The sequence below is a fragment of the Micromonospora coxensis genome, from assembly GCF_900090295.1.
Classification (GTDB): Bacteria; Actinomycetota; Actinomycetes; order Mycobacteriales; family Micromonosporaceae; genus Micromonospora; species Micromonospora coxensis.
This window is the reverse complement of the sequence record NZ_LT607753.1, coordinates 586695-600428: the sequence shown is the minus strand read 5'-3', so window position 1 is coordinate 600428 and position 13734 is coordinate 586695. Positions and strand designations below refer to the sequence as shown.

At 69.8% G+C, this 13734-nt stretch carries 9 protein-coding genes and 1 CRISPR repeat array; of the genes, 3 read left to right on the top strand and 6 right to left on the bottom strand.

Annotation, left to right across the window (positions count from 1 at the left end):
• Positions 1 to 31 precede the first annotated feature (31 nt).
• The 6 genes from GA0070614_RS02735 to GA0070614_RS02705 all read right to left on the bottom strand — a co-directional run bounded on the left by GA0070614_RS02735 (position 32) and on the right by GA0070614_RS02705 (position 5085).
• The gene (locus GA0070614_RS02735; protein WP_231933493.1) at positions 32 to 757 is read right to left on the bottom strand and encodes a hypothetical protein; all 726 of its coding nucleotides are present in this window, start codon (positions 755 to 757) and stop codon (positions 32 to 34) included.
• Positions 758 to 1006: 249 nt separating this feature from the next.
• Positions 1007 to 1567 carry a GNAT family N-acetyltransferase gene (locus tag GA0070614_RS02730; protein ID WP_088974494.1) on the bottom strand — a complete coding sequence of 187 codons (561 nt, stop codon included), beginning with the start codon at positions 1565 to 1567 and terminating at the stop codon, positions 1007 to 1009.
• A 65-nt stretch (positions 1568 to 1632) separates the two neighbouring features.
• Positions 1633 to 2295, bottom strand: coding sequence for a GNAT family N-acetyltransferase (locus GA0070614_RS02725; RefSeq protein ID WP_088979160.1), 663 nt, complete (start codon positions 2293 to 2295; stop codon positions 1633 to 1635).
• 18 nt (positions 2296 to 2313) lie between these two features.
• Entirely contained in the window at positions 2314 to 3807 is a 1494-nt protein-coding gene (locus tag GA0070614_RS02720; RefSeq protein ID WP_088974493.1) for an APC family permease, read from the bottom strand.
• Between the two features lie 35 nt (positions 3808 to 3842).
• Positions 3843 to 4583 carry a GOLPH3/VPS74 family protein gene (locus GA0070614_RS02715; protein ID WP_231933492.1) on the bottom strand — a complete coding sequence of 247 codons (741 nt, stop codon included), beginning with the start codon at positions 4581 to 4583 and terminating at the stop codon, positions 3843 to 3845.
• A gap of 226 nt (positions 4584 to 4809) precedes the next feature.
• Positions 4810 to 5085: a hypothetical protein gene (locus GA0070614_RS02705; protein WP_088974490.1), complete on the bottom strand. Its 276-nt coding sequence runs from the start codon at positions 5083 to 5085 to the stop codon at positions 4810 to 4812.
• A gap of 576 nt (positions 5086 to 5661) precedes the next feature.
• Here GA0070614_RS02705 and GA0070614_RS02700 point away from each other — a divergent pair.
• The 3 genes from GA0070614_RS02700 to cas3 all read left to right on the top strand — a co-directional run bounded on the left by GA0070614_RS02700 (position 5662) and on the right by cas3 (position 13684).
• Positions 5662 to 7035 carry a tetratricopeptide repeat protein gene (locus GA0070614_RS02700; RefSeq protein WP_088974489.1) on the top strand — a complete coding sequence of 458 codons (1374 nt, stop codon included), beginning with the start codon at positions 5662 to 5664 and terminating at the stop codon, positions 7033 to 7035.
• Positions 7035 to 8012: a phosphotransferase gene (locus GA0070614_RS02695; RefSeq protein WP_088974488.1), complete on the top strand. Its 978-nt coding sequence runs from the start codon at positions 7035 to 7037 to the stop codon at positions 8010 to 8012. Before GA0070614_RS02700 ends, GA0070614_RS02695 begins: the two co-directional genes overlap by 1 nt.
• Positions 8013 to 8814: 802 nt before the next feature.
• Positions 8815 to 10796: a CRISPR direct-repeat array (repeat unit 29 nt; unit sequence CGGAACACCCCCACGTGCGTGGGGAGGAC).
• A gap of 122 nt (positions 10797 to 10918) precedes the next feature.
• Positions 10919 to 13684 carry a CRISPR-associated helicase Cas3' gene (cas3, locus tag GA0070614_RS02690; RefSeq protein WP_172892353.1) on the top strand — a complete coding sequence of 922 codons (2766 nt, stop codon included), beginning with the start codon at positions 10919 to 10921 and terminating at the stop codon, positions 13682 to 13684.
• Positions 13685 to 13734: the final 50 nt, after the last annotated feature.

The window sequence follows — 13734 nt, the reverse complement described above, 5'->3', positions numbered from 1 at the left end:
CCCGGTCGGGTGGGCCTCGCGGATTGGTAGCTCAGGGCTGCGCGGCGGCTCCGCTGCTGGCGGTGTGGCCGCGGGCGAGGATGAGTACGTACGAGAACAGACCTGGCCGATGTCCGGTCACCCGTTCCTGCGCGGCGAGGATGTCGCCGCTGCGCGGGTCGACCAGGAGCTGCGATGTGGATCCGTCGGCGGTCACCGCGAAGATCAGGCCCGTGCGGCCGGCAAGGTCCGTGCTCTCTCCGAGGTACGCGATGCCAGGGATGTTCGCCAGGACGCGCAGGCTCGCCGCTCGCTGCTCCCGGTTGAGGTACTGGCCGGTCGCGAGGCCGACGACGCCGTTGGCGAGCAGCCGCGGGTACGCGGGCTCGGTGGCCAGCTCACGGGGTGCCAGTGCGCCGGCCAGCGCGGTCGCCTCGGACGGCAACGGGTCCGACAGGTACGGACGGAGTTCGTTCGCCAGGTACCGCGTCGGCCTCTCGGGCGCCTGCGCGAACAGCGTCTGCTCGTCGCGCCCTGGCTGATGGTCGAGTCCCGGCAGGTCGGGGAGACGTCGGGTGATCTCGTGGCCTGAGCCGTCGGCGTCGCGACGCCACCGCCGCAGGTCGGTGCGTGTGATCGCGTTGGTCGCACGGGTCCACGACTGGGTGTGCAGGTAGGTGTAGGGCAGGTCGGTGGTGCCGTCGGCCGGCGTGGCACCGATGCCTCGGGCGAGGGCCATCAGACGCTGCGGCGGGGTCAAACCGGGTCCGGTGGCCATCACGCCTTGCGTGGCAACGGGCTGATTCCCGGGAGCTGTCGGTGCGGTTGGGGACGGTGTCTGGTCGCTGGGCGTGCTCGCCTGGCAGCCGGTGAGCAGGAGGCTCCCGAGAAGGCTCACGGCCAAGCGGCGGACAGGGACGGGCGATGTGACCATGGGTTCGTTCCTCGTTGGTATCGGCCCGGCTGACATCGGCGCCGGAGTCACCGCGTCGTTTGAGCGGTATCGGCGTGGGGTGTTACCGGGTGATCAGGCGATCCGGACCGGCGCGGTCGGCTGAGTGGCGGGCGGGGCGGCGCAGCGCAGGGGCCAGAGCCGCGGGCTGCTGGGCAGGTGCAGAGGCAGGCCGGCGAAGTAGCCGTGGGCGTGCAGGAAGTCTCGGGCGGGCTCGCTGGTCACCACCACGTCGATCGGGTGCCCCAACTGGTCGACGACCTGGTGCTGACGGGCGAGCAGGGCGGTGCCGATGCCCTGCCCGCGGCGGCGCGGGGAGACGTACAGCCACGCCAGCCAGTGATGCGGCGCGGCGGACCTGTAGCTGTCCACCAGCGCGTTGAGCTGCCGGAACCGGGGCAACGCCCGTTTGGTGAAGGTGCCGAGGTGGTGGTCCGACAGCACGGCTGCGTCGTTGGCCGGATGCCGACGCCACACCGCGACGCCGGTCATGTCGAGCAGCACGTCGACGCTGCCCCATTCGACGGCGTGGTCGACTTCCATCGACAGCAGCCCTTGGAAGATGGATCGCCGTTCGTGCGGGTCGGGCACCAGCCACTCGGCGACCGGGTCGTCCGCGACGGCGTCGGTCAGCATTGCGGCGATCGTGGCCACGTCTCCTGGCTGCGCCGGCCGCACGGCGGCGGCCGTCGGTGCGGCGGTCACCGGGCCCGCCGTCGCGACAGCGGTTCGGTGGCGGGGAAGGCGGCCGGGCCGGTGGCGGTGGGCGTTCCGCGCCACATCCGCCAGATCGTCGGTCCGCTGGTGGGCAGGATCAGCGGCGGGCCGGCCCGGTACCCGAGTCGGAGGTACAGTCTGCGGTTGCGCATGTTGCTGGCTTCCAGGTACGCCGGCATGCCTACTGCGTCGAGTCGGCGGTGGTAGCTGTTCAACAGGGCAGCGCCGACACCGCGGCCCTGCTGTTCCGGGCTGACCGCTACGTACGCGAGGTAGTGGTGCGGTTCGCGGGGATGGAACGCCTCGAACATCGCCTCGAGGAGGGTGAACTTCGGCGCGTACACGCCGGTTGCGGCCTCCAGCGCCACCTGGTGCTCTGGTGAGGTTCCACGCGGCGGTTCGGGGCGGGGATACCAGATCGCGACGGCGGACAGGTCGATGGTCGTGTCGACGTGGCCGTGCTCGAGGCCGTGGTGCAGGACGAGCTCGAAGTACCGCTGGTAGACGGCGCGTCGGTCGTCGTGGTCGGGGATCAGCCAGTCGGCGACGGGTCCGGCGAAGAACGCCTCGGCGAGGACGGAGATCAGGGGGTCCGTGTCGTCGCGGGTGGCGCGGCGCACGGTCACGCTGGTGCTGACGGCGGTCATGCTCACTCCTGGATCTGGTCAGGCCGGCTGGCGGATGACGTCGGTTCTGCGGAGGGGCAAGGTGGCGCTGTCCGCGCCGAGGCCGATGGCGTCGTAGACGTCTGGTCTCGCGGCGCGCAGGATCAGCGCCCAGGCCGCGCCGACAAGCGCGGCGACGGCGTATGCGGCCGGGAAGAGCCAGCGCAGCGGCGAGTGCGGGTCGACGCCGAGGAGGGTGTCGAACTCCTGCACCGTGACGACGAGGACCGCCGTCAGCGCGAGCGTGGCGGTCAGGGGCGCGATGAGTGCGCGCCACGGGCCCTCGGTGTGCGTGATGCGGGCGAAGAAGCCGACCACGGCCGCGGAGGTGACGGTCATCAGGGCCAGGACGCCGAGGCCACCGGTCACCGTGACCCAGAAGAACAGGTGCGTGATCGGGTCCGCGTTGGCTGCGGCATAACCGACGAGGACGGCCACCGCGATGACGCTCTGGAGGATCGAGCCGGCCTTCGGTGCGCCGGTGCGCCGGCTGGTCCGTCCCAGCACGGCGGGCACGACGCGTTCGCGGCCGAGGGCGAACAGGTACCGGGCCACGGTGTGGTGGAAGCTCAGCAGGGCCGCGAACAGGCTGGTGATGAAGAGGACCCGGCCGATGGTCACGACGCCGGCCCCGAGGTGCGGGGACACCAGGTTGAAGATCAGTTCGGTCCCGTCGGAGCGGGCGGCGTCCACGATCTTGTCGGGGCCGGTGGCGACGGACATCGCCCACGCGGACAGGCCGTAGAGCAGTCCGGTGGCGGCCACCGCGATGTAGGTGGCTCGCGCGACGGTCCGGCGCGGGTCACGCGTCTCCTCGGAGAACACGACGGTGCCCTCGAAGCCCACGAAACCCGTGATGGCGGTGACCAGCGCGGCGCCGATGCCGGCGGCGAAGACGTGTGACGGGGCGAGGGTGTCGAAGGTGACCGTCCCGCCGGCGGGGTAGCCGACCATCACCGCGTCGAAGACGACGGCGACGGCACACTCAGCGACGAGCATGACCGCGAGGACCTTTCCGTTCAGATCGATGCGCAGCACGCCGAGGACGGCGACGACGGCCCAGGCGATCAGCGCACACACCCACCACGCGACGTCCCAGCCGTACTGGTCCCCGAGGAACTGCGCAAGGACCGCGCCGAACCCGCCGTACAGGCCGATCTGCATGGCGTTGTAGGCCAGCAGTGCGACCATGGCCGCGGCGACGCCCGCCGGGCGGCCGAGCCCCCTGGTGACGTACGTATAGAACGCCCCGGCGTTGATGATCCGTCGGGACATGGCCACGTAGCCGACCGCGAACAGGGCGAGCACGGCGGCCACGACCAGGTACGACACGGGAATACCCGAGACGCCGGTGACGGCGTAGCCGGTGGTCGCGCCGCCGGCGACCACGGTGAGGGGCGCCGCTGCGGCGATCACGAAGAACACCACGGAGGGGATCCCGAGCCGGCCCCGAGCGAGGACTGCGGAGACGGTGTCGGGTGTCGAGTAGGGCATCAGATCTCTCCGGAAGGGAAGTGGGTCGGCTGCATTCAGGAGGTGCGGTGGCTGAGGACGGTCCCGCCGACGACGCTGCCGAGGTCGGCCAAAAGGTCACGCAACGGCGGCCACGACTGCTCGACCAGCTGGCGCAGGTACGAGCGCGCCGCCAGCGGTGCGCCATCGAGCAGCGCCGTCTCCAACTGGGTGTGCAGCGTCAGACCGGCCAGGGCGATATCGAAGTCATCGAGGCCTCGACGGTTACGCAGCTGCTGGGACAACCGCGCCCACGGCCAGGCTGCCGTGTTGATGTCGGTCGGCAGGTAGACCGTGCGCTGGCGCCACAACCGGCCTACCCGCTGCGGATGCACGAGGCCCACCTGCCACATGCGCTGAGCGACCTGCTCGTAGGCTGACGCGCCGAGAAACGCCAGCCACACCCGGGTCGCGGTGTGCTGCTGCTCGGCGACGAGCCGGTCGAGGACCAGGTGTTGCAGCCAGTCCGCCGGCGGCCGGGCGTCCCTGACCCGGATGTGCCCACGGTCGAACGTGATCCGGCCGGCGAAGTAGAGCTCGGCGAGCAGCCCGGCGGCCAGGCCGGTGGCCAGTGCGGAGTCAAAGAGCCGGGGCCGGCCGGTCCGGTCGTCGTGGGCCATGAAGAAGAACTCGTCGGCGATGCGGCCGGTCTGCATGGCGGCGGTGCCGACGGCGCGCAGCGGGACGCGCGGCGAAGCGGGCTGAGAGTGGACATGCTGGACGGCGTGCTGTTCACCGGCACCGTGAGCTGGGTTCACCGCGACTGGCCTTCCTGGGGCGTCTCGTCTTCGGAGTTGAGGAGCCGGAGCAGTACGAGGAGACGCCGACCACCGGGATGCTGGGACAGCTCATCCAAAGCCCATGCGGCTTGGCGGCAACCGCCGCTGTCGCACTGGAAACACGTCTGACGGTTGACGTGCTGGAGCACCGTTCTGCGGGCCGAGTCAAAGCGGTCGACGGCACGGTCGCTCTCCTCGACGCCCGTCACGAGGCGGGCGTGTGCCGGTGCAGCGCGGCGACGGTGACGCGCAGCTCCACGCAGGGCGGGTGCTCATCGACGTGCGGGTAGGCGCACTCGGGTCGGTGGCCGAGCACCCACCTCCACTCGTCACTGAGGTGGGCGAGGCCGGTGCGGAGCCGTACGACGACGACGTCGACGTGCGTGCCGGGCGTGAGGTCGCGCCCGAAGGACCAGTCGTCGCCGTCGAGCCGGAGCAACGTGCCCGGGGCGACGTGGGGATCCGTCTGCTCGCCGGTCATGCTCTCGGCTCTCGTAGCCGCCGTCGTCGCTCCGATCGCTTGACGAGTCATGGGAAGCGGGGCATCTCGACACCTCCTCGTACGGGGTGCGCGGCCAGGCCCTGCCTGGCTCCGACCACGCACCCGGTCGATGGGTGCAGGGACCGTCTCGTACGGGGGGAACGTTGACGGGCCCTGCACCCGGCTCTGGTGCGGGACGCTCCTTGGAACAAGCGCCCGCACGAACTCCGGCCGGGCTCTGGTCCGAGGCGAGCGGGCCTCCTGCACAGCACTCGCCCCGGACCCGTCCTGGCTTGCCGTCTGACGGCCATGTCGACCCTCCGTCGGGGCCAGGGCTGGGACTCGACCCGCTCTGGTTGCCGAGCCCGGAGCGAGAGTCCGGAGGTGGTAATGGCATCTGACTGGCACGCCGATGACCCTGGCCGATGCCGGCTGCCGCCAGCTAGCCAGCGATGAGCGCCTCATGGTGGGGCTCTCACGGTGAGACGGTGGGTCGCGCGGCCGCCGGCAGGGCGGACATCTCGGCACCCGGCCGACTACTGTGCGCAGTATCCGCGGTCGGAGGGAGTGACATCCATGCAGCGGGTGGTCAGGCCGCAGTGGTGGCAGAACGGCACCTACCGTGGCGTCCCTGTCCGCGTGCTCCTTGCTCGCCACGACATCGGAGCGGTCTTCGGCTTCCTCAAGGAACGCGGCTTCAGCTGGTCCGCGATCGCGACCGCAACCGGCCTCGGTGCCAGCCGGGTCTCAGAAATCGCCGCGGGCCGGCGCATAGTCACGGACTACTCAGTGCTGGAGCGCATCGCCGAAGGGTTGTGCATCCCGCGCCATTACATGGGGCTCGCTCTCGATGAACAAGCCCTTCATCACCGGCAAGAGATCCCTCTCAAGCCGGGCGGAACAGCCGCGCCCGTTGACCCCCGCGAGTTGCTCGGTGTGGTCGCGAGCATCGCCGTGGGTGCCATACCTGCCGGTGTCGAGCGATGGCTCCCCAGCTCTCAGGAGGTCGCCATCCCCGCTGCCGTCGGCCAGGATGAAGTCGCCACCGTCCGTGCGGTGACGGCCTTTCACCGCCGGCTCGATGCGGCTGCCGGAGGCGGCCGCTGCCTGCAATCCGCACGCGGCTACGTAGCGTGGGCGACGCAGCTTCTACAGGTGCAGTGCGGAGATGCAGTGGCTGCCCAGCTTCGGGCAGCACTTGCGGAGCTGCACAACCTGGTTGGATGGGTGGCGCACGATCTCGACAACCACGACCTGGCGCGTCGGCATCTCACCCAGAGCCTCGTCCTGGCCCGACAGACCGACTCCCTGCCGCTGCTGGCCAACACGCTGTATCGCCTGGGGCGGGTCAGTCTGCACCAGGAGCAGCCAGCCGAGGCGCTCCAACTGTTCGGGCTCGGCCAGCTCGCCGCACAGCAGGCTGGCTGCCATGCCAGCGTCGGCATACTTCACGCCAACTCCGCGTGGGCTTACGCGCTCCTGGGCGCCGACCACCAGGCCGTCGACAGCCTGACCCGGGCACGGCGCGAACTCGACCAGGCTGACCCGGACACCGCGCCGGACTGGACCCACTTCGCGCTGACCGAGGCCGACGTACACGGCATCTCCGCCGTGGTCTACTCCGCCCTGGCCCGCCATCCGGAGCACGTCGGCTACGTCGACCGCGCCGCCGAGCACTCCCACCAAGCCGTCCGGCTACGCCGCCCCCAAGATCGCCGGTCCTTCATCTTCGACACGATCTCGGTCGCCACGGCGAGTATCCTGGCCGGTGATCTCGCCACCGCTGGCGAGTACGGGACGAAGGCGGTGGGCCTGGTGGCGGACGGAATGCGATCGGCTCGCGTCAACGATCGTCTGAACGCCCTGTGGGAGCTCGCCGCGCCGCAGGTCGAGCGGGAGCCGGCGCTGGCTGCTCTCGGCAGCCGGATCGCGGAGCTGCAGGCGGTCTGATGACCACGGCACTCAGTGACGCTGTCGCTTCGGAACTTCGCGGCCGTCTGAGCGACGTCTGCGTGCAGATCGACGTCGATCCGGAGAGTGCCAGCCTGGTCAAATACACAATGAACGCGGTGTTCGTCGCACCGCCGGTCGTGATCCGACTCGCTGCCGGCCCGCACGCCGCAACGCTCGCCCATCGGGTGGTGTCGCTCGCGACATGCCTTGAAGAGGCCGGCATGCCGACCGTGCGGCTCGCCACCCGGGTGCCGTCTCAACCGATCTTCAGCGGGGATTGGGTCGCCACCGCATGGCAGTACGTCCCGACCGTCGGCGACGAGCCCAAGCCGACCGACCTGGCTGCGCCACTCCGTGAGCTCCACAGTCTTGACCGGCTCGAGGTAGAGCTGCCGGTCTGGTCACCGATTGAGAAGTTCCGCCGGCGTCTCAACGCTGCCGCTGCGCTACCGGCTGAGGAAGCCGGCGAGTTGGAGAGATGGTCGAGAGCAGAACTGGGGACTCCATCCGCCGACTTGCTTCGCTACCTTCACCGCCGCTGCGACGAGGCGGAGGAGGATCTGGATCGGGTCGACTGGCGGCTCCCGCCAGGCATCATTCACGGGGATGCGCATACTGGGAACGTTCTCTTGCCAGCATCGGGCGGGGGCCGCGCCGCCCGTCGGGAGCCTCTGCTCTGCGACCTGGATGGAATGAGCGTCGGTCCGCGGGAGTGGGATCTCGTACCGACCGCCCACGGAGCTACCCGGTTCGGGCGCTCACTGAACGACTACAGGGACTTTGTCGATGCCTATGGCGTTGACCTCATGGCCTGGACCGGGTGGACGATCTTGCGGCGGGTTCGAGAGTTGCAACTCGTTACCAGCACCATCGACACGCTTGCCGGCCGTCCGGAGGTAGCCCGCGAGCTGGCCCACAGGCTGCGGTCACTCTTCGCAGACGACCATGAGGTCACATGGCGCCGTTACCGGTAGTGCTGAGGTAGACGGCAGCCGCGGAACCGGAACCACGGGGTCAGTTTTCGGGCGGAGCCGACACGAGTTGGGCCCACGCGGAGCACCCCCACGTGCGTGGGGAGGACCGAGGCCGGTCGGCGATCGCCGACTACAAGGGCGGGAACACCCCCACGTGCGTGGGGGGAGGACCCCATCAGTCCGTTCAGCAGCAGCCCCATGCCGGGAATACCCCCACGTGCGTGGGGAGGACGCGTGGTAGTACCGCGGGTTCGGCAGGTTCGGCGGAACACCCCCACGTGCGTGGGGAGGACAGCGACGGGGTGACCGGTCGGGGCTGGCGACCCGGAACCACGTGCGTGGGGAGGACGAGCCCCCGGCCCTCCCGGTAGTACGTAATGACGGAACACTTTACGTGCGTGGGGAGGACCGCGAGCATCTTCGCGTACATGTTGATCTCATCGGAACACCCCCACGCGCATGGGGAGGACGGCGTGACCCGGGTGGCGGGCTCGAAGCAGCCCGGAACACCCCTACGCGCGTGGGAGGACCCTACGGCCAGGTCAAGAACGAGCTCCAGCAGCGGAACACCCACGTGCGTGGGGAGGACGGGCAGACGGCGTGGTCGGGGTCGTGGGAGCAGGCGGAACACCCACGTGCGTGGGGAGGACGGCTGACCCGTGAGGCTGCTCCCCGCTGTCCGCGGAACACCCCCACGTGCGTGGGGAGGGCGTCTGACCTCCGGCGTCGAGTTCAAGGAGCAACGGAACACCCCACAGGCGTGGGGAGGACGACTCCGGCAGGAACCGGAACGCCATCCCGTACGGGACACCCCCACGTGCGTGGGGAGGACCGACGGCCCACGCCTCGATGATGTCGCTGGCCGGAACACCCCCACGTGCGTGGGGAGGACTCCGCCGCGTCGGCGGCGCTCAGGTAGTCAGGCGGAACACCCCCACATGCGTGGGGAGGACTCGGGCCGGTCATCCCTGCCGACCGTCATCCGCGGAACATCCCCACGTGCGTGGGGAGGACCAGAAACCCGAGCTGGTGCGGGACCCCGTCCGCGGAACACCCCCACGTGCGTGGGGAGGACTCGGGTCCGGTAACGGCTACGCCGGTCGCAGCCGGAACACCCCCACGTGCGTGGGGAGGACGGCCCCAGCTTCACCTTCCACCACCCGGCGAGCGGAACACCCCCACGTGCGTGGGGAGGACAACAACGACGAGGACGGCCCGCACCGCACTGTCGGAACACCCCCACGTGCGTGGGGAGGACGGGCTCCTGAGCAGCGTCGAGCCGTTCTTCACCGGAACACCCCCACGTGCGTGGGGAGGACTGGTCAGGTCAGCGGCGGTACCAGGGGATGTTCGGAACACCCCCACGTGCGTGGGGAGGACAACCCACCGGCGAGGCCGGTGGCGAGGAGCAGCGGAACACCCCCACGTGCGTGGGGAGGACGCCGTGAGGTCGAGGACACCGGCCGGCACCTCCGGAACACCCCCACGTGCGTGGGGAGGACGACGGTGTCGCCGTCGCGCGACTCGTGCAGTTCGGAACACCCCCACGTGCGTGGGGAGGACCTGGAGACCGTGCCCAACTGGGGCGGCGGTGGCGGAACACCCCCACGTGCGTGGGGAGGACCCCCGCTCTGGCCTCACGGCCGGGGCGGGGCGCGGAACACCCCCACGTGCGTGGGGAGGACCGCTCGAGGGCGGCGTACTGCTCGTCGGCGTCCGGAACACCCCCACGTGCGTGGGGAGGACTTTCTCCGTCGCCGGATTGCTGACGAGCCCGGCGGAACACCCCCACGTGCGTGGGGAGGACCCCCACATGCCGACGGTCTCCCGGTAGGTGGCCGGAACACCCCCACGTGCGTGGGGAGGACACGGGCATCGGTCGGCAGCTCATGCGCGTCGCCGGAACACCCCCACGTGCGTGGGGAGGACCCACGGGTTGCGGTTGCTCGGTGTGTCGAGCGCGGAACACCCCCACGTGCGTGGGGAGGACTTGCGGGAGTTCTGCGAGTCGGCCGGTCTCGACTGGAACACCCCCACGTGCGTGGGGAGGACTGGAACGCCCCCGCCCCCGCCTCCGCCCACCGCGGAACACCCCCACGTGCGTGGGGAGGACTCACGCAGCTGGCCAGCGACCAGGCTGGGCACCGGAACACCCCCACGTGCGTGGGGAGGACCTCGTGTGGGTCGGCGGCATCCTCGCCGTCACCGGAACACCCCCACGTGCGTGGGGAGGACGCCCGCAACCGCGACAGGTCCCGGCCGGCGTCCGGAACACCCCCACGTGCGTGGGGAGGACCTGCGCCAGATCCAGCACGCCACCCCTGCCGACGGAACACCCCCACGTGCGTGGGGAGGACGACGGCGAGCTGCCGCCGCACGCCGTCGCCTACGGAACACCCCCACGTGCGTGGGGAGGACAGCTCGGCGGCGAACTCCACCGGCAGACCCGCCGGAACACCCCCACGTGCGTGGGGAGGACGGTGGCCGCGCCGCCCAGCGTGATCAGGTCCGCGGAACACCCCCACGTGCGTGGGGAGGACGGGCGGCGGGGTGGCTGGACTCGCCCGGTCAACGGAACACCCCCACGTGCGTGGGGAGGACCGCACCGTGAGTTCCCGGGTGTCGGGAGCTTGCGGAACACCCCCACGTGCGTGGGGAGGACAAGGCCCCGGACCCATCGGCGGGTCGCGGGGCCGGAACACCCCCACGTGCGTGGGGAGGACCTCGCCGGCCGCCGCTACGAGTGGAACGCCGGCGGAACACCCCCACGTGCGTGGGGAGGACACTTCGCGACCTGCGGCTTTATCCCGCCGGTGCCCGGATCTGCATCGAGCGGACGGAAGTGTCGTACGGCCGTGGTTGCATGCGGACGCCCTCACGAGCAGATGTGGACGGAGGCGGTCGGCTTGGGTTTCGACCACGAGGAAGTCGATGCCGGGATCTGGGGCAAGTCTAACCATCTCGAGGTGCCGTACCCGCTGCTCTGGCACTTGATCGACACCGCTGCCGTTGCCGGGGCACTGTGGGATTGTTACCTAGCCCCGAACCAGCGAAGGATCATCGTGGAGGGGCTGACCACTGACGACGCCCACGCCAGGTCGTTGATGATGTTCTGGGCAGGGTTGCACGACGTCGGCAAGGCGACGCCTGGCTTCCAGAAGCAGAACGGGGCCCTGTTCAGCGCGCTGCAGTGCAGCGGCTCGTATGAGGACACTGCAGGTGACGGCTCGCTGAGGCACGACACCGCTGGCCAACTCGCCATGCCTGACCTCCTCGACCCCCTCGGATATCCGCAGTCAGCCAGGCGAGCCAGTAGCCGCTTGGCATACCGCGTCGCTCAGATCGTCGGCGGCCACCACGGACGTTTCCAGCAGACCAGCGGGCCGCATGGCGGCCGGTTGCACCTGGGTGAGGGCGGCTGGGCGCGACAGCGCGCAGCCCTGGTGCGGGTGGTGCATGAGGCGGTGGGTTCGCCGAAGCCGCCGCCGGCCATGAGCGCGCCGGCCAGTGTGCTGGTCACGGGGCTCGTGATCCTCGCCGATTGGCTGGCCAGCCAAGAACACTTCTTGCGCCAGCAGTTGCCAAGGGTGCCGCAGTGCACGGACATCACCGTCGTCTCGGCTCACCTCGCGGCCTTGGCCGCGCCCGTCGCCGTCCTGCTCGACGACGCGGGCCTGGGGGCGCCCTCGTTTCGGGCTGCGGGCTTCGAGGATTTGTTTCCGCACCGCCCGAACGCGCTTCAACGGTCGATCATCGATGAGTTGCTGCCGGTGGTCGACGGTCCGGGGCTGGTGGTCGTGACGGCGGCGACGGGGGACGGCAAGACCGAAGCCGCGTTGGTGGCTGCCCTGAGGTTGGCCGAGGTGTGCGGGGCCCACGGGTTCTTCTTCGCCTTGCCAACCATGGCAACCTCTGACGAGATGTATCGCCGGGTGCGGGCATTCGCCGCCAAGCTGGCCGCGGGCCCGGCGCCGGTCACGCTGCTGCACAGCTTGTCGTGGCTGAACGCCGAGTACGAGGCCCGTGCCGCTGCCGACCTCAGTGATTCCGGCGTGGTGGTGTCCGACGACCCAAGCCGTGATGTGGTGGCGACGGATTGGCTGCGTGGCCGCAAGCGTGGACTGTTGGCCCCGATGGCGGTGGGCACCGTCGACCAGGCCCTGCTGGCCTCGCTGACCACTAAGCACAACGCGCTGCGTCTACTCGGCCTTTCAGGCAAGGTGTTCGTGGTAGACGAGGCGCACGCCTACGACGACTACATGACCACCCTGCTGTGTCGCCTGTTGAACTGGCTGGGAGCGTACGGATGCCCGGTCGTCCTGCTGTCGGCGACGTTGCCGGCGTCGCAGGCGGCGACCCTCGTCCGGGCGTACGAGGAAGGCGCTGGCACCGAGCCGACCAAGGCGTCCGTGCCGTATCCGGGTTGGACGTTCGTGCCGGCAAGCCGAGAGCGCGACCCCGTTTCGATCTCGCCGCTGGCGCGGGATGCGATGGTGTCGGGCAGGAGTGTGGAGTTCACGCTCGACGTACGCCCGGTTCGTCACCTCAAGGGGCCGGTAAGCGATCCCGCCGACCGCAGGGCTGTCGTACGGCAAGTGCTGACACCGGTTGCGGAACGTGGCGGGTGTGCGGCCGTGGTCTGCAACACGGTCAACGATGCCCAGCAGACCTACCGCGTGCTCCGTGACTGGGTGCCCCACGGGGTAGACGTGATGCTGCTGCATTCCCGGTTTCCGGCTCGCCGTCGGGAGGAGATCACGGTAAAGATCACCGGTCGGTTGGGCAGGGACGGTGACCGTTCACGGTCGACGGTCGTCGTCGCCACCCAGGTAATTGAACAGTCACTCGACCTGGACTTCGACCTGCTGGTGACGGATCTGGCTCCGATGGCGCAGCTGTTGCAGCGGGCCGGCCGGTGCCATCGACACCTCAGGCCGAGGCCGTCCTGGGCCCAGCAGCCGCGGGTCGTGGTCCTCGATCCGTGCGGGTCGGGCGGTGTCGAGCACGTCAAGCCCCCTGCTTGGGGCGACGTGTACGCGCCGTACCTGCTGCGGGCCACGCATCTACAGCTGGCGGGGATCGACACGATCGCCGTACCGCACGCAGTGCAGGGCCTCGTGGAGGCGGTGTATGTGCCTCAGTCGATCCGCCACGACCCGGTGTTGAGCGCGGAGTACGACAGATACTGGGCCGAGGGAAACGTCAGTCGCGGAACGGCTGAACTAGGTGTCATACCTGATCCCATCGACGTGACCGACCTGCACTCGTTGAGTCACACCGAGACACCGGAGTGGCGTGCGACCACCCGCCTGGGAGCGGAGTCGGACCGGTTGCTCTGCTGCTATCTCGACGGTGACGGCGGCCAGTGGCTCGACCCGCAGCAGCGCACCCCACTCCCTCAAGCCGGATCTGGACGAGGTGGCCGGTTTAAGAACGACGAGGTACGGACGATCCTCCAGGAGACGATCCCGGTTCGGGCCGGCCTTCTCGAGGGATACGAGCCTCCCATCGCGTTGCCAGCGAGCTGGGGCGACAACGGCTGGCTCAAGGAACTCCGACCGTTGTGGTTCCCGATCCTCCCTGCAGGCCCAGCACCCGCTGTCTGGGGCCAGCGGGTGGCTCACCTCGACCTGGACCTCGGCCTCGTCTTTGAGGCTGCGGGTGCCGGGTGAGAGCTAGTTGTTAGTCATTCATCCGACACGAGGCTTCGCGTCTGGCCACC

Coding starts and splice junctions, on each gene's coding strand:
- GA0070614_RS02705 (WP_088974490.1), bottom strand. CDS start 5,085: ATGACCGGCGAGCAGACGGATCCCCACGTCGCCCCGGGCACGTTGCTC.
- GA0070614_RS02695 (WP_088974488.1), top strand. CDS start 7,035: ATGACCACGGCACTCAGTGACGCTGTCGCTTCGGAACTTCGCGGCCGT.
- GA0070614_RS02725 (WP_088979160.1), bottom strand. CDS start 2,295: ATGACCGCCGTCAGCACCAGCGTGACCGTGCGCCGCGCCACCCGCGAC.
- GA0070614_RS02700 (WP_088974489.1), top strand. CDS start 5,662: ATGCAGCGGGTGGTCAGGCCGCAGTGGTGGCAGAACGGCACCTACCGT.
- GA0070614_RS02720 (WP_088974493.1), bottom strand. CDS start 3,807: ATGCCCTACTCGACACCCGACACCGTCTCCGCAGTCCTCGCTCGGGGC.
- GA0070614_RS02735 (WP_231933493.1), bottom strand. CDS start 757: ATGGCCACCGGACCCGGTTTGACCCCGCCGCAGCGTCTGATGGCCCTC.
- GA0070614_RS02730 (WP_088974494.1), bottom strand. CDS start 1,567: ATGCTGACCGACGCCGTCGCGGACGACCCGGTCGCCGAGTGGCTGGTG.